This is a genomic window from Arthrobacter sp. TJ-238 (genome assembly GCF_058269215.1).
In genome coordinates, this window is sequence record NZ_JBZCNH010000003.1 from 528,726 (window position 1) to 553,246 (window position 24,521).

The 24,521-nt window shown below is 71.0% G+C and carries 19 protein-coding genes and 1 tRNA gene; 4 read left to right on the forward strand and 16 right to left on the reverse strand.

Features of this window, described 5'->3' with window-relative positions; genetic code table 11:
• The first annotated feature begins 70 nt into the window (after positions 1–70).
• Positions 71–2,410, forward strand: coding sequence for a protein kinase domain-containing protein (locus AC4D2O_RS08640; RefSeq protein ID WP_490906426.1), 2,340 nt, complete (start codon positions 71–73; stop codon positions 2,408–2,410).
• A gap of 135 nt (positions 2,411–2,545) precedes the next feature.
• Here the strand turns inward: AC4D2O_RS08640 and AC4D2O_RS08645 are convergent, their stop codons facing one another.
• Positions 2,546–3,925: a class II 3-deoxy-7-phosphoheptulonate synthase gene (locus AC4D2O_RS08645; protein ID WP_490906427.1), complete on the reverse strand. Its 1,380-nt coding sequence runs from the start codon at positions 3,923–3,925 to the stop codon at positions 2,546–2,548.
• Between the two features lie 100 nt (positions 3,926–4,025).
• A complete protein-coding gene (locus AC4D2O_RS08650; RefSeq protein ID WP_490906428.1) occupies positions 4,026–4,904 on the reverse strand; it encodes a lysophospholipid acyltransferase family protein in 879 nt (292 codons plus the stop codon).
• A 268-nt stretch (positions 4,905–5,172) separates the two neighbouring features.
• Here AC4D2O_RS08650 and AC4D2O_RS08655 point away from each other — a divergent pair, with 268 nt between their 5' ends.
• Positions 5,173–5,709, forward strand: coding sequence for a hypothetical protein (locus AC4D2O_RS08655; RefSeq protein ID WP_490906429.1), 537 nt, complete (start codon positions 5,173–5,175; stop codon positions 5,707–5,709).
• A 24-nt stretch (positions 5,710–5,733) separates the two neighbouring features.
• Here AC4D2O_RS08655 and AC4D2O_RS08660 read toward each other — a convergent pair whose 3' ends face one another.
• A complete protein-coding gene (locus tag AC4D2O_RS08660; protein ID WP_490906430.1) occupies positions 5,734–6,819 on the reverse strand; it encodes an ROK family glucokinase in 1,086 nt (361 codons plus the stop codon).
• Positions 6,820–6,956: 137 nt separating this feature from the next.
• On the opposite strand from AC4D2O_RS08660, the gene AC4D2O_RS08665 reads away from it, so the two are divergent.
• Complete coding sequence (locus AC4D2O_RS08665; protein WP_490906431.1) at positions 6,957–8,765, forward strand: AMP-dependent synthetase/ligase; 1,809 nt, start codon at positions 6,957–6,959, stop codon at positions 8,763–8,765.
• Positions 8,766–8,808: 43 nt separating this feature from the next.
• Here the strand turns inward: AC4D2O_RS08665 and AC4D2O_RS08670 are convergent, their stop codons facing one another.
• From AC4D2O_RS08670 to AC4D2O_RS08680, 3 genes are all read right to left on the reverse strand, one after another.
• The gene (locus tag AC4D2O_RS08670) at positions 8,809–10,212 is read right to left on the reverse strand and encodes a mycothione reductase (protein WP_490906432.1); all 1,404 of its coding nucleotides are present in this window, start codon (positions 10,210–10,212) and stop codon (positions 8,809–8,811) included.
• Between the two features lie 20 nt (positions 10,213–10,232).
• A complete protein-coding gene (locus AC4D2O_RS08675; RefSeq protein WP_490906433.1) occupies positions 10,233–11,585 on the reverse strand; it encodes a MinD/ParA family ATP-binding protein in 1,353 nt (450 codons plus the stop codon).
• Between the two features lie 128 nt (positions 11,586–11,713).
• Positions 11,714–15,148 carry a pyruvate carboxylase gene (locus AC4D2O_RS08680; RefSeq protein WP_490906435.1) on the reverse strand — a complete coding sequence of 1,145 codons (3,435 nt, stop codon included), beginning with the start codon at positions 15,146–15,148 and terminating at the stop codon, positions 11,714–11,716.
• Positions 15,149–15,368: 220 nt separating this feature from the next.
• On the opposite strand from AC4D2O_RS08680, the gene AC4D2O_RS08685 reads away from it, so the two are divergent.
• Positions 15,369–16,190: a ParA family protein gene (locus AC4D2O_RS08685; protein ID WP_490906437.1), complete on the forward strand. Its 822-nt coding sequence runs from the start codon at positions 15,369–15,371 to the stop codon at positions 16,188–16,190.
• Between the two features lie 80 nt (positions 16,191–16,270).
• Here the strand turns inward: AC4D2O_RS08685 and AC4D2O_RS08690 are convergent, their stop codons facing one another.
• The 10 genes from AC4D2O_RS08690 to AC4D2O_RS08735 all read right to left on the reverse strand — a co-directional run bounded on the left by AC4D2O_RS08690 (position 16,271) and on the right by AC4D2O_RS08735 (position 24,519).
• Positions 16,271–16,858, reverse strand: coding sequence for a MerR family transcriptional regulator (locus tag AC4D2O_RS08690; RefSeq protein ID WP_490906440.1), 588 nt, complete (start codon positions 16,856–16,858; stop codon positions 16,271–16,273).
• 224 nt (positions 16,859–17,082) lie between these two features.
• The gene (locus tag AC4D2O_RS08695; protein ID WP_490906441.1) at positions 17,083–17,586 is read right to left on the reverse strand and encodes a bifunctional nuclease family protein; all 504 of its coding nucleotides are present in this window, start codon (positions 17,584–17,586) and stop codon (positions 17,083–17,085) included.
• A gap of 10 nt (positions 17,587–17,596) precedes the next feature.
• A complete protein-coding gene (gene ftsR, locus AC4D2O_RS08700; RefSeq protein WP_490906443.1) occupies positions 17,597–18,346 on the reverse strand; it encodes a transcriptional regulator FtsR in 750 nt (249 codons plus the stop codon).
• An 8-nt stretch (positions 18,347–18,354) separates the two neighbouring features.
• A complete protein-coding gene (locus AC4D2O_RS08705) occupies positions 18,355–18,846 on the reverse strand; it encodes an FHA domain-containing protein (protein WP_490906445.1) in 492 nt (163 codons plus the stop codon).
• Positions 18,847–18,914: 68 nt separating this feature from the next.
• On the reverse strand, positions 18,915–19,301 hold the full coding sequence (gene gcvH / locus AC4D2O_RS08710; protein ID WP_490906447.1) for a glycine cleavage system protein GcvH: 387 nt from the start codon (positions 19,299–19,301) through the stop codon (positions 18,915–18,917).
• A gap of 194 nt (positions 19,302–19,495) precedes the next feature.
• Positions 19,496–19,569: transfer RNA gene (locus tag AC4D2O_RS08715), tRNA-Pro, on the reverse strand.
• A gap of 78 nt (positions 19,570–19,647) precedes the next feature.
• Positions 19,648–21,198 (reverse strand): ribosome biogenesis GTPase Der, encoded by a 1,551-nt coding sequence (gene der, locus AC4D2O_RS08720; protein WP_490906448.1) that lies wholly within the window; start codon positions 21,196–21,198, stop codon positions 19,648–19,650.
• Between the two features lie 100 nt (positions 21,199–21,298).
• A complete protein-coding gene (cmk, locus tag AC4D2O_RS08725; protein WP_490906519.1) occupies positions 21,299–22,018 on the reverse strand; it encodes a (d)CMP kinase in 720 nt (239 codons plus the stop codon).
• A 26-nt stretch (positions 22,019–22,044) separates the two neighbouring features.
• On the reverse strand, positions 22,045–23,172 hold the full coding sequence (locus tag AC4D2O_RS08730; protein ID WP_490906449.1) for a prephenate dehydrogenase: 1,128 nt from the start codon (positions 23,170–23,172) through the stop codon (positions 22,045–22,047).
• A 3-nt stretch (positions 23,173–23,175) separates the two neighbouring features.
• Entirely contained in the window at positions 23,176–24,519 is a 1,344-nt protein-coding gene (locus tag AC4D2O_RS08735) for a pseudouridine synthase (protein WP_490906450.1), read from the reverse strand.
• Positions 24,520–24,521 lie beyond the last annotated feature (2 nt).

Below are 24,521 nucleotides of genomic sequence, written 5' to 3' on the forward strand. Positions count from 1 at the left end.
GGATCGGTCGAGGGGGCGGGACCGAGTGGTGGTCCTGCCCCCTTTCGGCGTACCCCACTATCATCGAAGGGTGCACCAGCTACGGAAGGATCCCCTCGAGGGCGCCATCGTCGACGGTCGGTACGTCGTGCATTCACGGGTGGCGCGCGGTGGCATGTCCACCGTCTACCTGGCCACCGACCGGCGCCTGGACCGCCGCGTGGCTCTCAAGGTGCTGTACCCGCACCTGGCCGACGAGCCCGGCTTCATCGACCGCTTCGAGCAGGAGGCCAAGTCGGCCGCCCGCCTGTCCCACCCGCACGTGGTCGGCGTGCTCGACCAGGGCGTCGACGAGATCGACGGGCAGCCGGTCGCCTACCTCGTCATGGAGTTCGTCCGCGGCAGGACGCTGCGTGACCTGCTGCGTGAGCACGGGCGGCTCACTCCACGCCACGCGCTGACCCTCCTGGACGCCGTGGTGGAAGGGCTCGCCGCGGCACACGAGGCGGGCCTGATCCACCGCGACGTGAAACCCGAGAACGTGCTGCTGTCGGACGCCGGCACCGTGAAGATCGCCGATTTCGGCCTCGCTCGCGCCGTGTCGGCGAGCACCGGCACCGCGACGCTCGTCGGGACCGTCGCCTACCTCTCCCCCGAACTGGTCCTCGGGCGGCCCGCCGAGGCCCAGAGCGACATCTACTCGACCGGCGTCATGCTCTTCGAACTCCTGACGGGCCGGCAGCCCTTCACCGGGGAGTCCCCCATCCAGGTAGCCGTGCAGCACGCGCAGTCCGAGGTACCGCCCCCCTCTGTCTTCCTGCCCGGACTGGCCGTCGACATCGACGAACTGGTGCAGTGGTGCACCTCGAGGGACCCCGAGGACCGGCCCGTGGACGGCTCCGCGCTCCTCGGTGAACTCCGGCACATCCTCGCCACGCTCGGCGACGACGAGCTCGACTTCGCTCCGGCCGAGCCACCCGCCCCGGCGTCGGATCAGGACACGCTGACCGCGGTCGTCGTCCCTCGCCTCGTGCACGGCGACACGCCGGCAACCGCACCAGCAGCCGCACCGACCGATGCACTCACCGAAGCACTCACCGGGGCCCGGACCGGCGCCGCAGACCGCCTGTACGACGACCGCCTCCACGACCACTTCCAGGATGATGACGCGGCGACGGTTCCGGGAGGGACCGAGGTGCTCTCCGCCCCTGCACTGCAGGCCACCACGCGCGTCTTCGACCGCGACCGGAACGCCACACGCGTCCTCGGGGCCATGCCGCAGCAGCCGCCGTCGTGGAGTGCTCCCCTCACGGGCGCCACAGCGCCGGCCGGGGACACGCACGACGGGGAGCGACGCGGCGATACCGAGATCCACGACGGCGTCACCCACGGCGCTACGGGTCAGGACGGCCGGCGGCTCCACGAGGTCTACGGCACGCTCCCGGCCGGCCGGCCGGGAGGCAGCAGCGTCCGCCTGCCGTCCAGGAGACAGCAGGCGCGGCAGGCCCAGCGACCGCAGAAGGCGCTCCACGGCACGACGGCGCGCCGGTCCGTGCGGGTGCTCGCCGTCCTCCTCGTGCTCCTGGCCGGCCTGGTGGCCGGCGTGGGCTGGCTCTTCGGAGCAGGCCCGGCCGGCATGGTGTCCCTCCCCGATGTGGCGAACGCCCCGCTCGCTGAGGCCCGCGCCGTCCTCGAACAGGAAGGACTCGAGTCCCTGTCCACCGAGGAGGTCTTCGACGAGCAGGTCCTCGAAGGGCTGGTGATCGCCACCGAGCCCGCCGCCGCGTCCCCGGTCCGCCGCTTCGAGCGCGTCGAGCTGATCGTGTCGAAGGGACCGGAGCTGTTCGCCGTCCCCGACGTCGTCGGGAGCACACAGGCGGAGGCGACGGAGGACCTGCGCGCCGCAGGGCTCGCCGTCGGCGGCCTCGGGGAGGAGTACAGCGAATCGGTCCCAGCCGGCGAGGTGATCCGCCAGGTCCCCGGCCAGGGCGCGGAACGCCGCCGCGACTCGGCCGTGGACCTCGTCGTGTCGCTCGGTCCGGCGCCGATCACCGTCCCCGACGTGTCCGGGCTACCCGCGAAGGAGGCCGTCGCAGCACTGGAACGTGCAGGTCTCGAGGTGGAGGTCGAGGAGGCACGGGAATTCAGCGCGACCGTACCCGCGGGCTCCGTTGCGAGCCAGAACCCTTCCGGCGTCGCCGTGCAGCGGGGCACCACGGTGACGCTGACGTTGTCGCAGGGGCCGCGCATGGTGAAGGTCCCCAGCGTGTTCTCGCTGCCGGAGGAACGCGCGGTCGCCGTTCTGGAGGAGGCGGGCTTCGCCGTGCAGGTGGACTACACCTTCGGCAGCGCCGTCCTCGGGCTCGTGGCCGGGCAGAGCCCCACGGGCGAGCAGCCCGAGGGGACCACCATCCGGATCACGGTCACCTGACCGGCCCTGGTCGGACGCGCGACGCTGTGAAAACAATGTGAAGACGCGGTGAGACAGTAGCGCGGAGGATACCGAAGATGCAGGGAGGGGAGGGTGGCCGGCGGCGGCCACCCTCCCCTCCCTGCATCGGGGCGGTCAGCTCTTCGAGAGGGCCCCGGCGACGAGGAAGGCCATCTCGAGCGACTGCATGTGGTTCAGGCGCGGGTCGCAGACCGACTCGTAGCGTTCCAGGAAGGCCTCCTGATCGATCGGGTCGGCACCCCCGAGGCACTCGGCCACGTCGTCGCCCGTCATCTCCACGTGCAGCCCACCCGGGAACGTCCCGAGCGAGTTGTGCACCTCGAAGAACCCCCGCACCTCGTCGATGACGTCGTCGAAGTTACGGGTCTTGTAGCCGTTGGGCGACGTGACGGTATTACCGTGCATCGGATCGGTGACCCAGAGCACCTGCGCACCGGACGCCGTGACGCGCTCCACGAGGGTGGGCAGCTTCTCGCGGATGTTCGAGGCCCCCATCCGCGTGATGAACGTCAAGCGCCCTGGCTCACGGTTCGGGTCGAGCTTGTCGATCAGCGCCAGGGCGTCGTCCGCCGAGGTGGACGGGCCGAGCTTCACGCCGATGGGATTCCGCACGCGGGAGAGGAAATCGACGTGCGCACCGTCGATGTCGCGGGTACGCTCCCCGATCCACAGGAAATGCGCCGAGGTGTCGTAGGGCAGGGAGGTGCGCGAGTCGATCCGCGTCAGCGCCCGCTCGTAATCGAGGAGCAGCGCTTCATGGCTGGCGAAGAACTCGACACGCTTCAGAGCTTCGAAGTCCGCGCCACAGGCATCCATGAACCGCACCGCACGGTCGATCTCGCGGGCGAGCGACTCGTAGCGGGAGTGCGCAGGATTGGCCATGAAACCCTTGTTCCAGTGGTGCACCAGGCGGAGGTCCGCGAAGCCGCCCTGGGTGAAGGCGCGGATGAGGTTCAGGGTCGACGCCGACGTGTGGTAGGCCTTCACCATGCGGGAGGCGTCGTGGCCGCGGCTCTCCGGGGTGAAGTCGTAGCCGTTGACCATGTCGCCTCGGTAGGCGGGAAGGGTCACGCCGTCGCGCGTCTCGTCGTTCGAGGAGCGTGGCTTGGCGAACTGCCCCGCCATCCGACCCATCTTGATCACGGGGAGGGACGCCCCGTACGTGAGGACGACGGCCATCTGGAGGATCGTGCGGACCCGGGCGCTGATCTTGTCGGCGGTCGCACCGTCGAAGGTCTCGGCGCAGTCGCCACCCTGCAGGAGGAAGGCCTTGCCCTGCGCGGCGGCGGCGAGCCGCTCGCGCAGCACGTCCACCTCACCAGCGAAGACCAGCGGGGGAAGAGTCGAGAGTTCCTTGACCGACGCCGAATACACTCCGGGATCCTGCCACGAGGGCTGCTGGACCGCCGTCATGGAGCGCCAGGCATCGAGGCCGGCGGTGGAGGGGGCAGGAACCGCGGTGCGCGGGAGGGCGGGAGCTAGCGAATCAGTCACAGGAGAATTCTACGGGCTCAGCGTGGGGTGGCTCGATTCGGCCCGTCATCGCGACCGCCCCGCATGTCACACAGCCCGGCGGCCCGGGCGGCGGAGATGATCAGCCCGCGTCGGGCTGCGCGGTGCTGCCGTTCGCGCCACTCCTCGTGTCTCCGGCGGCGGGACCCTTGTCGGCGGAGGGCGCCCGGCCGATCTCCGTGACGGAGCCCGGCGCCGGGCTGCCCGCCTCGGTGGAGATGCGCACGGCGGCGCGGCGGGTGTCGGCTCCCGGCTTCGGCGTCTTGCGTCCGGCGGCCTTCTCCGCGGCGAGCCGCTCCTTGACCGTGCTCGCGTAGGCGTCCACGTACTCCTGCCCCGACAGGCGCATGAGCTCGTACATGATCTCGTCCGTCACGGAGCGCTGGACGAAGCGGTCGTCCTCGAGCCCCTCGTAGCGGCTGAAGTCGAGCGGCTCGCCGATGATGATCCCCACGCGGCGGATGTTGGGGATGCGCCGCCCGATGGGCTGGACCTTGTCCGTCCCGATCATCGCGACGGGGATCACGGGGACGCCTGTGGCGAGCACCAGCTTCGCGACACCCGTCTTCCCGCGGTACAGGCGGCCGTCAGGGCTGCGCGTCCCCTCGGGATAGATCCCGAGGACACCGCCCTCGTTCAGGATGTCCATGCCCGCCGTCAGGGAGGACGACGATGCCGCGCCGCCCGAGCGGTCCATGGGCAGCTGGTTCGAGAGTCGGAAGAACAGGGCCGTCAGCCTGCCCTTGACCCCCTTGCCCGTGAAGTACTCCGACTTGGCGAGGAACACGACGGTCCGGGGCACCACGATGGGGAGGAAGATCGAGTCGGAGAAGGACAGGTGGTTGCTGACGAGCACCGCGGGCCCCGTCGCCGGGATGTTGTCGAGTCCCTTGACCCAGGGCCGGAACAGGAGGTTGAGGATCGGACCGACGATGATCCGCTTCATCACCCAATAGAACACGCTGCTCGTCCTCCCTGCATGGACGGAACGGCACTCTGCATGCCGCCCGCTTTTTCTTGTGGAAGCCTACTCTAAGGGCGTCGGCGGCACGGACGGCGCCTGGACCGGGCCCGCGCAGGCCGACGCGAGGGGGCACCGACACGCTGCGGACCGGTTGACGTGGCGGCCCGCGGTGTCCACGATTGAACGAGCACGCCCTCTGATGACCAGGACGCCGGGCGGGGTCCTTCGGACCCGGACCGCAGCACGCGACAGCAGGTAGCAAAGTATGGGCCCCCGAGGTCAGGAACCGAACGAATCCACCGACGACGCCGTATGGCAGGACCTCGTCGCGCGCCTGGAGGGGACCTCCACCGCTTCCCCCGTGACTCCCGGAAGCGAAACCGGGATCCCGCCGGCGCCCGTGGCACTCCCGACGGACGGCCGGGAACCCCGCCCGGACGTGTCCGGAGCACACGACGCCGAGGACCTGACGGACCGGGAGCGCGCTGATGCGATCTTCCGCGACCAGCCGTTCCGCGCCACCGGACCCCGTGACTACGCCGCCCCGGAGGAGCCGGAGGAGGACGAGGGCTTCGTCCCGGACGAACCGCCGCCGCTCGGCGCCGGCGACCCGCTGACGGTGCTGGCGTGGGTCGGCGCCGCGGGCGGGCCGATCACACTGCTGCTGTTCGCCATGTTCTGGCGCGACGCCCCCCTGGCCGCCACGCTCGGGGTCCTCGCCCTGTTCCTCGCCGGCGCCGGCTACCTCGTCACCAAGCTGCCCAAGCACCGGGACATCGGGGACGACGGCGCCGAGGTCTAGCGCGCGCTCCCGGCGGCCCCGCGCCTAGGTGGCGCTGCGTGAGAGCAGCCGCGACAGGTCGGCGGCCCCGATGAGTCCCGCCTCCGGGCCCAGAGCCGCCCTCTCGATGCGCGCGGCCGGCCGGAATCCCCGCCCCGTCAGGTTGCGCCCGAACGCGCGCCGCGCCGGTTCGAGCAGGAGTTCGTCCGCCGCACTCAGTCCTCCGCCTATGACGAATGTCCCGGGATCGAGCGCCGCAGCCAGGTTGGCCAGTCCCAGTCCCAGCCACTGCCCGACGTCGTCGACCAGTTCCCGGGACGCCGGGTCGCCCTCCATCGCGAGGCGTGTCACGAGCGCGCCGGTGATCAGGGCCCCGTCGCCGGGGGCCGCGTCGATGATGGCCCTGGCCACGGGGGAATTGGCGGCGGCGAGCTCGCGGGCCTCGCGGCCGAGCGCGTTGCCGGAGGCGTACTGCTCCCAGCAGCCGCGGTTCCCGCACTCGCACCGGTGCCCCTGCGGCACGATGATCTGGTGCCCGAACTCACCCGCGACGCCGTGCCGCCCGCGCTCCACGCGTCCACCCATGATCATCGCGCCGCCGATGCCCGTGCCCAGGGTGACGCACACCAGGCGGGACTCACCCCGCCCCGCGCCGAACTTCCACTCCGCCCAGGCGGCGGCGTCGGCGTCGTTCACCACCGTTACGCGCCGGTGGAGCAGCTTCTCCAAGTTCCTCCGCAGCGGCTCGTTGCGCCAGGCGAGATGCGGGCTGAAGAGCACCGTGCTGTTGGCGAGGTCCATCCACCCCGCCGCCCCGATCCCCACCGACCGGATCCGGAATTCCTGCGACAGCTCGCGGACGAGCTCGGTGATGACCCCCTCCACGGCGCGGGGGTCCTGGCCGGGGGTCGCCCTGCGTGCCTCGGCGAGGATCCTCCCATGGACGTCCACGACACCCGCCGCGACCTTCGTACCGCCGATGTCCACGCCCACGGAGAGACCGCGGCGTGCCGGGTTGGCGAAGGTGGTGCGGGCCGTGCGCCCGGTCGGTGGGGCACCGCGACCCGCATGCCAGGTGTCGGTGCGCGGGCGTCGGGTGCGCCGGCCGGCCGGGTCGGGAATGATCGGCATGCGGTCCCTCCTCCGTCCTGTCGGGGCGCGCCCGCACGCCACCGTTACCGATTCGTACATTACTGGACAGTAATTCGGTGGACCGAACCTATAGGCTGAAACGACCTCACGGCCGAGGTGATATCGAAGGAGCTATCGTGCGCGACATCAGCGTTCCCGTCCTCGTGGACGTCCCCCGCCAGACCAATACGACGGACCTCGTGGTGCGGCAGGCGGCGAAGCCGTCCAATCCCGCCCTGTTCGCGGTGAAGGGAGCCTCGGGTGAGTGGGAGGACATCTCCGCCACCGAGTTCCGGCGCCAGGTCGAGGACATCGCGAAGGGCCTGATCTCCTCGGGCGTCCAGCCCGGAGACCGCGTGGCCATCATGGCCCGTACCCGCTACGAGTGGTCGCTGGCGGACTTCGCGATCTGGTTCGCGGGCGCCGTCTCCGTCCCCGTGTACGAGACCTCCTCCCCCGCCCAGGTGGCCTGGATCCTCAGCGATTCGGGCGCCGTCGGCGCGTTCGTCGAATCCGCCCGCCACGAGAACGTGGTGCGTGAGGCCGTGGCGCTCGAGGGCATCGAGTCCCTGCGCCACGTCTGGCAGTTCGACGGCGACGGACTCGACACGCTGCGCACGGCCGGCGCGGGCACCGACGAGCAGACCCTCTCCGACCGTCGCGCCTACGCGGGCCTCGACGACGTCGCGACGATCATCTACACCTCGGGCACCACGGGCAAGCCCAAGGGCTGCGAACTGACGCACGGCAACTTCGTCGAGCTGTCCGAGAACGCAGCCGCGGCCCTGCCGGAGGTCGCCCGCGAGGGCGGCCAGACCATCATGTTCCTGCCCCTGGCCCACGTCTTCGCCCGCTTCATCTCCGTGCTGTGCGTCGCCGCGGGTGCCACGGTGGCCCATACGCCGGACGTGAAGAACCTCCTCCCCGACCTGCAGAGCTACCAGCCGACCTTCATCCTCGCGGTGCCGCGCGTGTTCGAGAAGGTGTACAACAACTCGATGCTGAAGGCCGAGGACGGCGGCAAGGGCAAGATCTTCCACGCAGGCGCGGATGTCGCCATCGCCTGGTCGAAGGCGGAGCAGGCCGGGAAGATCCCGTTGGGCCTCAAGGTCAAGCACGCCGTGTTCGACCGGCTGCTCTACGGGAAGATCCGCACCGCGATGGGCGGACGCGTGCAGCACGCCGTCTCCGGCGGCGCGCCCCTCGGCGACCGGCTCGGCCACTTCTTCCACGGCATCGGGCTCATGGTGCTCGAGGGCTACGGCCTGACCGAGACGACGGCGCCCATCACGGTCAACACACCCAAGCGGATCAAGATCGGCACCGTGGGCGCTCCGCTGCCCGGCAATGCGGTGAAGATCGCAGACGACGGCGAGATCCTCACCCAGGGCGTGTGCGTCATGAAGGGCTACTTCAACCGCCCCGACCTCACCGAGGACGCCTTCGTGGATGGCTGGTTCCGCACGGGTGACATCGGCGAGCTCGACGACGACGGCTTCCTGCGCATCACGGGCCGGAAGAAGGAGATCATCGTGACGGCGAGCGGGAAGAACGTCATCCCCGCGCTGCTCGAGGACGCCATCCGCGCCAATGCGCTGGTCTCGCAGTGCGTCGTCGTCGGCGACCAGCGGCCCTTCATCTCGGCGCTGATCACCCTCGACGAGGAGGCCCTGCCGGGCTGGCTCGAACGGCACCACCTGCCGGCGGGTACCACCACGGGGGAGGCAGCGGACCACCCGCTCGTGCTCGCCGAGATCCAGGAGCTCGTGGACAGCGCCAACACCACGGTCTCCCGCGCGGAGGCCATCAAGATGTTCCGGGTCGTGCCCACCGACTTCACCGAGTCCACCGGCCACCTCACCCCGTCGCTCAAGATCAAACGCGCCCAGGTCCTCAAGGACTACGCGGAGATCGTGGAGTCCATCTACACGACGGCCAAGGTCTAGGCTCCCCGGCGACCCGGGGGACCCGGGGCGACCCGGGTCGCCCCTAGCCCGTTTTGAGGCTGAGCAGCGCGTTCTCCAGCACCTCGGTGAGCGCCGGATGGATCCAGTACTGCCCGCGGGCCATGGTCTGCGCGTCGAGGCCGAAGGACATGGCCTGGATGACCGGCTGGATGATCATCGAGGCCTCGTGGCCGAGGATGTGCGCGCCGAGGATGCGCCCGGTCTGCTGCTCGGCGATGAGCTTCACGAATCCCTGCGTGTCCTCCATGGCCCACCCGTACGCCGTCGACCCGTAGTGCTGCACCGCGGTCACGATCGGGGTGCCGGTGACGTCCGCATGGCTGAGTGCCTGCTCCTCGGTCATGCCGACCGAGGCCGCCTGCGGCGAGGAGAACACGGCGGCGGGCACGAACCGGTGGTCGGCAGCGCGGAGCGCCTCGGGGTGCAGCAGATTGTGGGCCACGACCTTCGCCTCGTGGTTCGCCACGTGCTTCAGCTGGTAGTCGCTGCTCACGTCGCCGAGCGACCAGAGGCCGGTCACGGGCCGGCCGCCGCGCAGCACCCGCTGGTACTCGTCGACCACGAGACGGCCGTCGTGGTGCAGGTCGAGGCCCGCCTCGGCGGCACCGAGGGCATCGGTGGTGGGTGTGCGCCCGATCGCGACGAGCACGGCGTCGACCTCGAGGTCCTCCGGCCCCGCCGGTCCGCCCAGGCGTGCGGTGACGCTGCCGTCGTCGTTCGCGGTGATCCGCGCGACCTCGGTGTGCTGCCGGAGGTCCCACTGGCGTGCGGCCTGCTCGGTGAACGCGTCGGAAACGGTCTCGTCGAGCTCGCGCAGCATCCCGCTGGAGCGGACCGCGATGGTGACCCGGGTACCGAAGGCTGCGAACACGTGCGCGAACTCGGCGGCGATGTAGCCGCCGCCGATGACCAGGAGCCGCGCGGGGAGCTCGTCGAGCCGCATGACGGTGTCGGAGGTGTGCACCTGCGGCAGGTCGATGCCGGGGATCGGCGGACGGACGGCCCTCGAGCCGGTGGCGATCACCAGCTGGTCGGCGGTGACCTCGTCCCCCGAGGCGGTGCGGAAGGACTTCTCCCCCGTGAGGCGGACATGCTCCTCGATGAGGGTCACGTTGGCGAGCTCCTTGGCGCGGTAGTCCCTCCCGCCGGCGGAGATGGCGTCGATCCGGGTAAAGATGCGGTCTCGGATGTCCTTCCAGCGCACGCCCTCCAGCGACAGGTCCACGCCGAGCCGGGCCGACTCCCCCGGCGCGGACGCCAGTCCGGCCGGGTACACGTACATCTTCGTCGGGATGCAGCCGACGTTGAGGCAGGTCCCGCCGAACGTGCCGCCCTCGACGAGCACCACCTGCCGGTCGTCCCACTCCGGCGAGACGAGGGTGTTGCCTGAGCCGGAGCCGATGATCGCGAGGTCGTAGTGGGTCACATCCCGCAGTGTAGCCGCGCTCAGTCGGCGAGCTGGTCCACCACGAGGGCCGCCAGTTCGGTCACGGCGCGGCGCGTGGCCGGCTTCAGCCGGGCGAGCTCGATGCGGGAGCCCTCCGCCAGGTGGCGGTCGTACGGGATCCTGACCACGGTGCCCACGCGCGAGCGGAAATGCTGCTCGATCTGCGCGATGTCCACCTGGGTGCCGTTGCCGGAGGACAGGTTCACCACCACGATCGCCCTGGCCACGAGGTCGTGCCGTCCGTGTGCCTCGAGCCAGCTCAGCGTCTCGGACGCGAGCCGCGCCTCGTCGACGCTGCCACCCGAGACGAGGACCACCGAGTCCGCCTTGTCGAGCGTCCCCCTCATGACCGAGTGGACCATACCGGTGCCGGAATCCGTCAGGACGATCGAGTAGTAGCGGCCGAGGAGGTCCGTCACCGCGCGGTAGTCGGAGTCGTCGAACGCCTGGGCCACGGCCGGATCGGTGTCGGAGGCGAGCACGTGGAGGCGGGAGCCGTCCCTCGTGACGTATTCGGCGAGCTGCGCGAAGGAGTTGATGCTGTAGCGGTTCTGCACGAGCTGCCGCGCGGTGCGGTCCGCGCGGCCGGGCGACCGGTCGGAGAGCGTGCCGCGGTCCGGGTTCGCGTCCATCGCGATGATGCGGTCCTCGCGGGTATCGGCGAGCGCCATGCCGAGCAGGGTGGTCACGGTGGTCTTGCCGACCCCGCCCTTGCGGGAGAGCACGGGGAGGTACCGCGTGCGGCCTCCCAGCCGGGCGGAGATGCGGTGTTCGAGGGCGCGCTGCACGCGGACGGCGTCGGAGTCGCCCAGGTTCACGCGCCCGAACGTGACGGTGTAGAACCACCGTCGCCAGCCGGCGACGGGCGGACGGGCGGTGCCGATCAGGAGGCGGTCGGCCGTGAGCGACGACGCCGGTTCCGGCCCGAGGTCCTTCCCGCGCCGGGAGGCATGCTCGCCGGCCGGTCCGGCGGGGTCCTTGCCGCCCGCGGCCGCCTGGCCCGCGGTTCCGGTCGTGCCTGTCGTTCCGGCTCCGGACGGCGCGCTGCCGGACGTGGAGGCGGAGAGCGCGGAGGTGGGCGACCGGGACGGCTCCCACTCCGCGCCGATCGCGTCGCCGGCGGACGCGCCGGCCGGGACAGCGGTGGCAGACGTCACGGCGGCCGGACCGGAGCCGGCGAGGAACGGCACGCCGGGCAGGATGGCGACGCCCTGTGTCGGGTCCGGGGCGGAGTCCGAGGCGGGGTCCGGGGTGGGGTCCGGGGTGGGATCGGAGGGATCCGGGCTGGCGTCAGGGGTGGGATTCGGTGCAGGGTCCGTGATCCCCGAGGGGTTGGTCGGGTCGCTTGCCATGGTTCCTTCCACATCGTTCTGCGGCCGCTCTCCCGCGGGGTCGGGAGCTGTCCGACTGCTTCTCAGCGCATTACTCTAGCCTGCCGGCCTGCCTCGGGGCCGGGCACCCGCAGCTCGGTGCGGGTGCTTCAGGACGCCTTGATCACGAGGAGGAGGTCACCGCCCTGGGCGGGTGCTGCGCCCGTGAAGGCGACGCGCTGGACGGTACCGGCGACCGGCGTGGTGATGTTGGCCTCCATCTTCATGGCCTCGATCGTGGCGACGGTGTCGCCGGCGGCCACGGTATCCCCTTCCGCGCGGGTGACGGTGACGGATCCGGCGAAGGGCGCGGCGATGTGCCCGGGGGTGCCGGGGTCGGCCTTCTCGGCGGCTGCCACGTCGGCCTTGATGCTCCTGTCGCGTACGCTCACGGGGCGCATCTGCCCGTTGAGGGTGCACATCACGGTGCGCATCCCCTTCTCGTCCGGCTCGGACACCGCTTCGAGCGTGGCGATCAGCCGGACGCCCTTCTCGAGTTCGATCACGTGCTCCGTGCCGGGCTGCAGCCCGTAGAGGTAGTCGGCCGTGCCGAGGAGGGACACGTCGCCGTAGGTGTCACGCGTGGACTGGAAGTCCTTCGTCGGTCCGGCGAACAGGAGCGTGTTGAGCGCGTTCCGGCGCTCCGTCGAGGACCCGGCGAGCTTCGCCTCGTCCTCCGAGCTGAGCTCCGCGTCGCGCGGCTTGAGTTCCCGGCCCTGGAGGGCCTTGGTACGGAACGGTTCGGGCCACCCTCCGGGCGGGTTGCCGAGCTCCCCGTTGAGGAACCCGATGACGGAGTCCGGGATGTCGAAGTCCTGCGGATTCTCCTCGAACTCGACCGGATCCGCGTTCCTCCCGACGAGGGCCAGGGCGAGGTCGCCGACGACCTTGGAGGACGGGGTGACCTTCACGAGCCGGCCCAGGATCCGGTCCGCCGCGGTGTACATGTCCTCGATGGCCTCGAACCTCTCGCCGAGGCCGAGCGCGATGGCCTGCTGCTTCAGGTTCGAGAGCTGCCCGCCGGGGATCTCGTGCCGGTACACGCGCCCCGTGGGTCCGGGCAGACCGGATTCGAATGGGGCATACATGCGCCGGACGGCCTCCCAGTAGGGCTCGAGCGCGCACACGTTCCCCAGGTCGAGACCCGTGTCCCGGGGCGTGTGGGCGAGGGCCGCGACGAGAGCTGACGCCGACGGCTGGCTGGTCGTCCCGGCCAGCGCCGCACTGGCGACGTCCACGGCGTCGACCCCTGCCTCCACGGCGGCGAGGAGGGTCGCGAGCTGCCCGCCCGCGGTGTCGTGGGTGTGCAGGTGCACGGGCACCTCGAAGCGTTCCCGCAGGGCGGTCACGAGCTTCGCCGCCGCAGCGGGGCGGAGCAGGCCCGCCATGTCCTTGATCGCGAGGATGTGGGCGCCTGCGTCCACGATGCGCTGGGCGAGGTCGAGATAGTAGTCCAGGGTGTACAGCGTCTCGGCCGGGTCCAGCATGTCCGCGGTGTAGCACAGGGCCACCTCGGCGACCGCGGTACCCGTCGCCCGGACCGCCCGGATGGCCGGCTCCATCTGCGTGACGTCGTTGAGGGCGTCGAAGATCCGGAAGATGTCGATCCCCGAGGCCGCGGCCTCCTGCACGAACGCCGCCGTCACCGCTTCCGGGTACGGGGTGTAGCCGACCGTGTTCCGTCCGCGCAGCAGCATCTGCAGGCAGATGTTCGGCACCTCACGGCGCAGCGCGTCCAGCCGCGCCCACGGGTCCTCACCGAGGAAGCGCAGTGCGACGTCGTACGTGGCACCTCCCCAGGCCTCGACCGAGAGGAGCTCCGGCATCAGCCGTGACACGGACGCGCCGGCGGCCACGAGGTCGCGGGTCCGTACCCGCGTGGCGAGCAGCGACTGGTGCGCGTCCCGGAACGTGGTGTCCGTGACGGCGACGGCGGTCTGCTCCCGCAGCCGACGCGCGAAACCCTCCGGTCCGAGCTCCAGCAACCGCTGGCGACTCCCCGGCTTCGCCGGGGCCGGTGCACTGTCCGTCTCCGTCTCCCGCTCCGGTTCCTCGATCACCGGCAGTTTCTCCCGGGGGTCCAGGTGCGCCGGGCGGGCGCCGTTGGGCTGGTTGACGGTCACGTCGGCGAGCCAGGTCAGCAGCTTCGTGCCGCGGTCGGCCGGGATGCGCGCGGTGAGCAGTTCGGGGCGTTCGTCGATGAACGAGGTGGCGACGTTCCCCGCGATGAAGTCCGGGTCGTCGAGCACCGCCTGCAGGAAGGAGATGTTCGTGGAGACGCCGCGGACCCGGAACTCGGCCAACGCCCGGCGTGCCCGCGCGACCGCGGTCGGGTAGTCGCGGCCCCTGCAGGTGAGCTTGACCAGCATGGAGTCGAAGTGCGGACTGATCTCCGCCCCTGCGTAGACCGTGCCGCCGTCGAGCCGCACACCCGCGCCGCCCGCGGACCGATAGGCCGAGATCCGTCCGACGTCCGGCCGGAACCCGTTGGCCGGGTCCTCCGTGGTGATCCGCGACTGCAGGGCCGCGCCGCGCAGGTACACCGTGTCCTGGGACAGGCCGAGGTCCGCCAGGGTCTCCCCGGCGGCGATGCGCAGCTGCGCCTGGACGAGGTCGACGTCGGTGACCTCCTCGGTGACCGTGTGCTCGACCTGGATGCGCGGGTTCATCTCGATGAAGACGTGCTGGCCCGCCCGCTCCCCGACCGTGTCCACGAGGAACTCGACCGTGCCGGCGTTGACGTATCCGAGGGCGGTCGCGAATTTGACCGCGTCCCGGTGCAGGGCCTGCCGGATGCCCTCGTCGAGGTTCGGGGCGGGGGCGATCTCGATGACCTTCTGGTGGCGGCGCTGCAGCGAGCAGTCCCGCTCGAACAGGTGCATGACATTGCCGTCGGCGTCCGCGAGGATCTGCACCTCGATGTGCCGGGGCCGCAGCACGGCCTGCTCCAGGAACATGGTCGGATCTCCGAACGCGGACTCGGCCTCGCGCATCGCCGCTTCGAGCGCCTCCGGCAGCGCCTCCCGCGTGTCGACGCGGCGCATGCCGCGCCCGCCGCCGCCGGCCACGGCCTTCGCGAAGACGGGGAAGCCGATCTCGTCCGCCGCGGCGATGAGCTCCGCCACGTCCGCGCTCGGACGTGAGGAGGCGAGCACCGGGATCCCTGCCTCGCGGGCGGCGTCGAGGGCCTTGACCTTGTTGCCGGCGAGCTCGAGGACGTCGGCCGGCGGTCCCACGAACGTGATGCCCGCCTCGGCGGCGGCGCGGGCGAGGCCGGGGTTCTCGGACAGGAACCCGTATCCGGGGTAGATGGCATCGCAGCCGGCCTCGCGGGCCACCCGGATGATCTCCTCGATATCGAGGTACGCCCGGACGGGGTGGCCCTCCTCCCCGATCAGGTACGCCTCGTCCGCCTTCTGCCGGTGGATGGAGTTGCGGTCCTCCTGCGGGAACACGGCGACCGTCTTCGCGCCCACCTCGTACCCGGCCCGAAAGGCCCGGATCGCGATCTCACCACGGTTGGCTACCAGAATCTTCGAGAACATCGCACTCCTGCATCCTTGCGGGTCGGGTCCTGCACGCTGGACTGATCCTACCCGGCTGCTCTTTCCCGTCCACGGGTTCCCCCCGGACCGGCCCCGGCGCCATCCCTGCCACCGGGAGGACCGGTGACGCCGTCCGGGCCGATGGCCGCGTCACTCTATGATTGGTCGGGGAATTCAGTCGCGCCCCGGCGGCAGCCAGAGTTAGGTACAGGTCCAACACGTGCAGGTAGTGAGCATCAGCAGTCTCAAAGGCGGCGTGGGCAAGACGTCGGTCACCCTGGGGCTGGCTTCGGCCGCACTGGCAGCGGGCATCCCCACGCTCGTGGTGGACCTCGACCCCCACGCCGACGCGACTACCGGGCTCGGGGTGCGTCCGTCCGGGCAGACGGACATCGGGCGTCTCCTGAAGAACGCGCGGCGTGGCGATCTCACGGCGAACACCGTCCCCAGCGGCTGGGTGGCCACCGCGGCGCAGCCGGCCGGTGAGGCAGGTACCCTCGACGTCGCCATGGGGTCCGCGTACTCCGGCATCTACGACAGGCCCGACCTCGGGCGTCGTGACCAGCAGCGGCTGTCCCGGCTCCTGTCCCGCGTCGAGGGATACGGTCTCGTCCTGATCGACTGCCCGCCCTCGCTCAACGGCCTGACCCGGATGGCCTGGACGGCGAGCAACCGGGTGCTGCTCGTCGCCGAGCCCAGCCTGTTCTCCGTGGCGGGGACGGAGCGGACCATGCGTGCACTCGAACTGTTCCGCCGGGAATTCGCGCCGGATCTGCAGACGGCGGGCATCGTGGCGAACCGCGTGCGGTCGGCGTCGCACGAGCACGCGTTCCGCCTGGGTGAGATGCAGCAGATGTTCGGTGAGCTACTGCTCAGCCCCACCATCCCCGACCAGGCCAACTGGCAGCAGATCCAGGGCGCTGCCTACTCGGTGCATCACTGGCCCGGCGAGCCAGCGCAGCAGGCAGCGGGCTACTTCGACGAGCTGCTCAGGAGCGTGACGGATTCGGGCCGTCTGCGCAGCCGCGCCGCGAGGCGCTGATACCGGACCGAGAAGCGCCGGCAGGGCCGCCTAGGGGTGGTGCTGCCGGCGGGCGGCGCGCACCGGGACACCCCCCTGGATCAGCTGATCTTCCGGGTGGCGCGGCGCTTGCTGAGCTCGTCGCCGGGGAAGTCCTGATCGGTGGCATGCTCGCTCGGCAGGGCGGCGAGGCTGCCCTCGACCTCGCGCCACACCCGGCCGACCGCGATCCCGAAGACGCCCTGCCCGCCCTGGACGAGGTCGATGACCTCGTCCGCCGACGTGCACTCGTAGACGCTCGCGCCGTCGCTCATGAGGGTGATCTGGGCGAGGTCCTCGACGCCGCGCTCACGGAGGTGCTCCACGGCGGTGCGGATCTGCTGCAGGGAGACCCCGGTGTCGAGCAGTCGCTTGACGACCTTGAGGACGAGGATGTCGCGGAAGCCGTAGAGGCGGTGTGTGCCGGAGCCGGAAGCGCTCCGGACGGCGGGCTCCACGAGCCCGGTGCGGGCCCAGTAGTCGAGCTGGCGGTAGGTGATGCCGGCGGCCTTGCAGGCCGTGGGGCCGCGATACCCGGCGTCCTCGTCGAGGACGGGGAGGTCTTCGGTGAACAGTAAGCCCTGGGCGCTTGCCGGGACGCCAGCGCCTGGCGGGCTGGCTGCCTTGCCGGCGTCACCCTTCGGACTCACGTGCTGCCTCCTCGTAGGGTTCCCGGGGAGTTTGCTCAACTGGGCGGAACCTCAGGATGTGCACTCAAGTGTGCCCCGAGCCCCCCACACACGCAACGGGAACTGTATTCTTCGACGTTAGATCGCGGGAGGGTCGAGGTCAAAGATGCTGCCCCCCAAGGTTCGGCGTGTCGCCCGCGGCCCGCCGAACCACGCGGCGCGACAGGGCTCGACCCGGGCGGACTTCAGCGTTCGAAGTCCTCGGGCTCCACATCGGCGAGGAACTCCCTGAACTGGAGGACCTCCTTCTCGGCCGTCTCCTCCGTGTCGCCCTGCTCCGGGTCCTCGGCGTCGGCGTCGGCGATCTCCACGCCCGCGACGGCCAGGACCTCCTCCGCGCAGTAGATGGGGCACGGCACGCGCAGGGCGACGGCCAGGGCGTCGGAGGCCCTCGAGCTGACCGTCACGCCGTCGCTGAACACCAGCTGGGCGTGGTAGACGGTGTCCTCCACGGAGGTGATGCGAACCTCGGTGATCTGCTTGCCGGCCGCTGCGACGACGTCGACCAGGAGGTCATGCGTCATGGGGCGCGGCGGCACGATGCCCTGCTGCACGAACGCGATAGCGCTGGCTTCGGGGGCTCCGATCCAGATGGGCAGGTGGCGTTCCCCAGCGGCCTCGCGCAGGAGGACCAGCGGCTGGTTGGAGGGCAGTTCGATCCGCACGCCCACCACTTCTACTTCGATCACGGGAAGCCGCCTAACTGTCCATTCGGGCTATGTGGCTGTGGACGAGGGCGCTGTGGAGCCCCAGGCACAATTCGCTGATCTCCCGTGCCGTCTCCGCCGCGCGCGCCTTCGAGGCGACATCCTTGCGGGACGCCACCGGCGCGACGACGCGTTCGACCAGCCCGAGCTCGCGGTCCGCAGCAGCGCGGAAGGGCCGCAGGTGTCGGGGTTCGATGCCGTGGGCCTCCAGCTGGACGCAGGCCTTCGTGATCTTGAGGGCGTGCTCGTCGAACCGGTTCTCGACGGCGGTGATCAGTCCGAAGCTCACGAGGTCGTCGACGAGCCTGCGTGGCGCTCCGGCCTCGGCCGCGAGGGTCTCGGCGGTGAGCCGACGGCCGTGGGAGCTCAGTTCCCGCGAGAGCTGATCGGAGACGACGCGGGGTGCCAGGGTCATCCCGCCCGGCAGCGATTCCGGACGCTCGCCCCGGTCGATCGCCTCGACGTAGTCCTTGATGACCTTCAGGGGCAGGTACTGGTCACGCTGCAGGGACAGGACGAACCGCAGGCGCTCGACGTCGTGCGCCGCGTACTTGCGGTACCCGGCGCGGGTACGCTGCGGCGAGATGAGCCCCTTCTCCTCGAGGAAGCGGATCTTCGACGCCGTGACCTGCGGGAACTCCCCCGCCAGTTCGCGCAGGACCTCGCCGATGTTGAGGACACCGGTGGGGGAAAGACCTGGAGCGACGCCGGCCGGACGGCGGGCGGGGTGGGAGGCTGGCATGGAGCGGGCTAGGCCTGTGCTGTCGTGTGCTGGGCGGACTGGCCGGGCACGGTGCGGGCAGCGTAGAAGGTGAGCCGGAACTTGCCGATCTGCACCTCGTTGCCGCTGCGCAGCGTCACGCTGTCCACGCGGTCGTTGTTCACGTAGGTGCCGTTGAGGCTGCGCGTGTCCACCACCATGAACCCGCTCGGCGTCCGGCGGAACTCGGCGTGCTGGCGGGACACCGTCACGTCGTCCAGGAAGATGTCGGCGTTGGGGTGGCGTCCGGCCTTCGTCACGTCCTCGTCGAGGAGGAACCGCGCACCCGCGTTCGGGCCGGAGTGGGCGATCAGCAGCGCGGACCCGGCGGGGAGCGCGGCGACGGACGCCTGCTCCTCCCGCGTCAGGTGACGCTCCGAGTCGCCCAGGGCCATTTGCGGCGGCAGACCGATCGTCGTTGTCTCAGGAGACGTCATGTTCGGCTCTTCCCCATTCACGCCAGTATTCACGTTGGACACCATCGGACTTCCCTCCCCTACTGCGCGGTACGGCCTGACCACTGCGAACCGCACCCCCGCTGCCGGTAGGACTAGCCTACCTGCTGGGAGTAGTCGGCTGAACTCAGCAGACCCTGCACCACGGACGGATCCGACACCTTGATCTCGAGCAGCCAGCCCTCGCCGTACGGGTCGGAGTTGATGAGCGAGGGATCGTCGTCGAGCGCCTCGTTGCGGGCGACGACCTGCCCGGTGACGGGCGCGTAGATGTCGCTGACACTCTTGGTGGATTCGACCTCGCCGATCACGTCGGCGCCGGTGACGCCCGTGCCCTCCTCGGGCATCTGCACGTAGACCACGTCGCCGAGAGCGTCCTGGGCGAAGTCGGTGATACCGACGCGCACCGTGCCGTCGACGGCGGGCTCGCTGACCCACTCGTGCTCCGCGGTGTAGTACAGGCCATCGGGGATGTTGCTCATGGTTGCCTTTCGAACGCGCGGTCGCCGGCGGCGTCAGGGGCCGTCCGGTACGGGTACTGGTCGAGTATAGGCATAAGCGGGCTCCGCCGTGACGCGGCTCTCATGGCCACCGACGGTCCCCGGACCACCGCTCCCGGGAATGCGAAAAGCCCGTCCCCTCCGGCGTAATACCGGTGGGAACGGGCCCTGCAGTGTCGGGATGACAGGATTTGAACCTGCGACCCCTTGACCCCCAGTCAAGTGCGCTACCAAGCTGCGCCACATCCCGATCGGCCCGCGGCGCGGGCCAAACCACTCGGATAACTCTACAGCATTCTCCGGGTGGGGCCGCACACGCCCGGGGGCGTCAGCGCTTCCGGCTCCGCTTCTCGCGGACGCGCATGCTGACCTCGATGGGCGTGCCCTCGAAGCCGAAGGTCTCCCGCAGGCGGCGCGTGATGAAGCGGCGGTAGCCGGGGTCCAGGAATCCGGTGGTGAACAGCACGAACCTCGGCGGGCGGCTGGAGGCCTGGGTGCCGAAGAGGATGCGCGGCTGCTTCCCTCCGCGCACGGGGTGCGGGTGCGCGGCCACGAGTTCGCCGAGGAACGCGTTGAGGCGGCCGGTGGGGATGCGGCGGTCCCAGGACTCCAGCGCGACGTCGAGCGCGGGCACGAGGCGGTCCTTGTGCCAGCCGGTGAGCGCCGAGATGTTCACGCGGGGCGCCCACTCCACGTGCGCGAGGTCCTGCTCGATCTCGCGCTCGAGGTAGCGGCGGCGCTCGTCGTCGAGCAGGTCCCACTTGTTGAACGCCAGGACGATCGCCCGACCGGATTCGATGGCGAGGTTCAGGATGCGGATGTCCTGCTCGCTCAGCACCTCGTCGACGGCGAGGAGCACGACGGCGACCTCCGCCTTCTCGAGCGCCGACTGGGTCCGCAGCGAGGCGTAGAAGTCGGCGCCCTGCTGCATGTGCACGCGGCGGCGGATGCCCGCCGTGTCGACGAAGCGCCAGGTGCGGCCGCCGAGCTCGATCATCTCGTCCACCGGGTCGCGCGTGGTGCCGGCCAGCGGGTCGACGACGACGCGCTCGGAACCCGCGAGCTTGTTGAGCAGGGAGGACTTGCCCACGTTGGGGCGTCCGATGAGCGCGACGCGGCGCGGGCCGCCGGACCGTTCGATCCCGCCGTGTTCGGAGAACTCGGGGAGGATCTCGTTGACGTGGTCGAGCATGTCCGCGGTGCCGCGGCCGTGCAGGGCGGAGACGGGCCAGGGCTGACCGAAGCCGAGCCCCCACAGCGCGGCGGCGTCCGCCTCGTTCTGGATGTCGTCCACCTTGTTGGCGATGAGGATGACGGGCCGCTTCTTGCGGCGCAGCATCCGCACCACGGCCTCGTCGGTGGCGGTGGCACCGACCGTCGCGTCGACGACGAACAGCACGGCGTCGGCCATGTCGACGGCGATCTCCGCCTGGTCGGCGACCCGCGCGGCGATGCCCTTGGCGTCCTGTTCCCAGCCGCCGGTGTCCACGAGGGTGAAGTTCCGGCCGGACCACTGCGCAGGGTAGGACACCCGGTCACGCGTGACGCCGGGCGTGTCCTCGACGACGGCCTCGCGGCGTCCGAGGATCCTGTTCACGAGGGTGGACTTGCCGACGTTCGGGCGGCCGACGATCGCGAGCACGGGGTTGAGGCGGCCTTCGGCCTCCTCGTCGAAGTCCTCGTCCTGCCGGGCGAGGAGCGCGGCGTCCTCCTCGTCGAGCTCATAGTCCTCCAGGCCTGCGCGGAGGGAGGCGGCACGCTGCTCGGCCTCGGCGTCGTCGAGGCCTTCCAGCAGCTCGCTGACCTGGTCCTCACCCGTGGGCTCGAAGTCCTCCCCCGATCCGTTCTCGGGTGCGTCCGGCGAAAGGTTCTCGCTCATTGTTCTGTCCTTTGGTTGGGGCCGTCTCCCGACGGCTGGCCTGGTGGGCGCGGGGCCCGGAATCCTTCGGGTGCTGGGACTGCTGGGTGTGCCGGTCCGGCTAGTGCGCCACGGTGCGCACGATGCCGAGGACCGCCGTGACGGTCTGTTCGAAGTTGAGGTCGGAGGAGTCGAGCGTGACGACGCCGTCCGCCGCCTGCTGGAAGTTCACGACCGCTGAGTCCCTGGCGTCCCGCTCGGTGACCTGGCGTCGGAGCTGGGCGTCGGACTGGGTGCCGCCGAGCTGGTCGCCGCGGCGGCGCAGCCGTGCCTCCTCGCTGGCGGTGAGGAGGATGCGCACCTCGGCGTCGGGGGCGACGACGGTGGTGATGTCGCGTCCTTCCGCGACGATGCGGTGGCCGGCACCGGCGATCAGGGCACGCTGGCGGCGGATGAGTTCCGCGCGGGCGCCCAGGGTCGTGGCGACCGCGCTCACCGCGGAGGAGACCTCGGGTTCGCGGATGGCGGCGGTGACGTCGTCGCCCGCGACGGTGACGGTCTCGCGGTCGGGGCTGGTGCTGATGAAGAGTTCGATGTCGCGTGCAGCGGCCTCCACGGCAGCGCCGTCGTGCAGGTCGACGCCCGTGGCGATGCAGTGCAGCGTCACCGCCCGGTACATCGCCCCGGTGTCGAGGTAGGCGGCGCGGAGACGGCGCGCGACCTCCCGGCTCACGCTCGACTTGCCGGAGCCGGAGGGTCCGTCGATGGCGACCACGAGGGACTTGCCGAGGCGGAACCCCGAGAAGGGGCTCGACGACGCCGGGTCCCCCGCTGTGTGGATCTGCGTGGTCTGCGCTGAAGCCTGCGTCACTGCACTACCTTCCAGCCCCGCCGGGTGAGGGACTCCGTCAATTCCTGCCGTCTGCCGGGCAGCACCGAGAGTTCGGCGAGGCCCACCTCGCGGCCCGGTGAGTGTTCGAGCCTGAAGTCCTCGACGTTGATGCCGGTGTGCCCGATCTCGGTCAGGAGCTTCGCGATCTGCCCCGGCACGTCGTCGACGAGCACCGTGAGCCGGGCGAAGGAGTTCGGCGGGGTCCCGTGCTTGCCCGGCACGCGGGCCTGGCCGGAGTTGCCCTCGGACATCAGCTGCGCCATGTCGAGCCGCGCGCCGCCGGCGGTCGGGTCCTCGAGGGTGCCGATCAGCCGGTTGAGGTCATCGCGCACCCCGTAGAGGATCTCGACGAGCCGGCCCGCGTTGGCGGAGAGGATTTGCACCCAGAGGCGGGGGTCGCTGGCCGCGATGCGTGTGACATCGCGGAGGCCGTTCCCGGCGAGCGAGAGCGCGTGGGCCGGGGAGTCCTGCAGCCGGCTCGCGACGAGCGACGACACGACCTGGGGCAGGTGCGAGATCAGGGCGACAGCAGCGTCGTGTTCCTCGACGGACATCCGCGCGGGGACGGCGCCGAGATCGACGGCGAGGGACTCGGCGCGGAGGACGGCCTCGGGGGCGCTGCCCGCGTGGGCGCAGAGCACCCAGGGTGCGCCGGTAAACAGCTCGGCGCGTGCCGCGACCGGACCGGACTTCTCGCGGCCCGCCATGGGGTGGGTGCCCACGTAGCGGGACGCGTGCGCGGCCGCGGCGGGTGTCGCGAGGAGCTCGCGGAGGATGGCCTCCTTGACGCTGCAGATGTCCACGACGACGGCGTCGGGGTACGCCAGCAGGGCCTCGGCGGCCACGCGGGCCGTGACATCGGGAGGTGTCGCGACGACGACGAGTTCCGGGGACACCCGCTCCCCCGCGGCCTGCGCGTCGGCGAGGAGCCGCCCGGCACCGATGTCACGTGCGACCGCCTCGGTGGAGGGCGAACTGTCGGACAGGACGACGTCGAGCCCTCGCGCCCGCAGGCCCAGCCCGATGCTGGCCCCCAGCAGGCCCGCCCCCAGGACGAGGACGGGGCCCGTGAGGTGCGTGCCCTGTTCCGTGCGCTGCGTCATCGGCTAGAGGCCCACCGATGCGAGCAGGTGCCCGATCTCCTGACGCCCGAGCACGCGGATGCTGCCCTGGCGCTGGTCACCGATGCGGATGGGGCCCACCTGGGTACGCACGAGGCGCTCGACGGGGTGACCGACGGCGTCGAACAGGCGGCGGACGATCCGGTTGCGGCCGGAGTGCAGGACCACCTCGACGAGGATGTGACCGGGGGTGGAGTCGACGAGCTTGAAGGAATCGACCTGCGCGAGGCCGTCCTCGAGCTCGATGCCCTCCTTCATCTGCGCGCCGACACCCTGCGCCATGGGCCCGCGGACCTGCACGAGGTAGGTCTTGGGCACCTCGTAGGACGGGTGCGTCAACCGGTTGGTGAGCTCGCCGTCGTTGGTGAGCAGGAGCAGGCCCTCCGTCTCGGCGTCGAGCCGTCCCACGTGGAAGAGCCGCTCGCTCTTGTCCTTGTTCTTCAGGAAGTCGCTGATGCAGCGACGGCCCTCCGGGTCCTCCATGGTGGAGACGACGCCGCGGGGCTTGTTGAAGACGTAGTACTTGAGGTGCTCGTTGAGCTGCAGGCGGATGCCGTCCACGTGGATGGCCGCCTGCGCCGGGTCGACGCGGACGCCGAGTTCGGTCACGATGGTGCCGTCCACCTCCACGCGCCCGTCGAGGATCATCTCCTCGCACACGCGGCGCGAGGCGACCCCGGCGAGGGCCATGATCTTCTGCAGGCGCACACCCTCGGGGTTGTGGACGTCGATCTCGTCGGCCGGGCGGCTGGAGCGCTTCGGCCTGGCTGCGCGCACGGGGCCGAGGTCCTGCCCGAAGCGCTCACGCCCGAAGGCCTTGGCGCCCGCAGGCTTGGGGCGTCCGCCGGTGCGTCCGGGTGCCGCGCCGGGCTTGCCACCGGCACGGCCGCCGGTCTTGGCGGCGAACCTGCCGGACGGTGTCCCGGCCGAGGGCCGGCCTGCGGCCGCACGGGCGCGCCCGTCGGCGGATTCGCGGCGATCGCCGGCTGCGGCCGGGCGACCCTCGGAGGACCGGCCGCCCTCGCGGCCCCGATCGGAGGCACCGCGGGGAGCTCCCGGACGGCCGCCGGTGCGCTCGTTGCGGTCACCGCGGTCGGGGAAGGAGCGGCTCTCGCCGGGACGGCCGCCGGTGCGCTCGCTGCGGTCATCGCGGTCGGGGAAGGAGCGGCTCTCGCCGGTTCGTCCTGCGCCGGTTCGTCCTGCGCCGCCCTGCCCGGATCCGCCGCGGGGCGAGGTCCCCCGGCCGCGGGCAGCGTCGGATGGGCGGCCGGTCGATCCGCCGCGGCGCGGCGTATTGCGTCCGGAACCGGATCCTGGCGGCTGTGTCATGG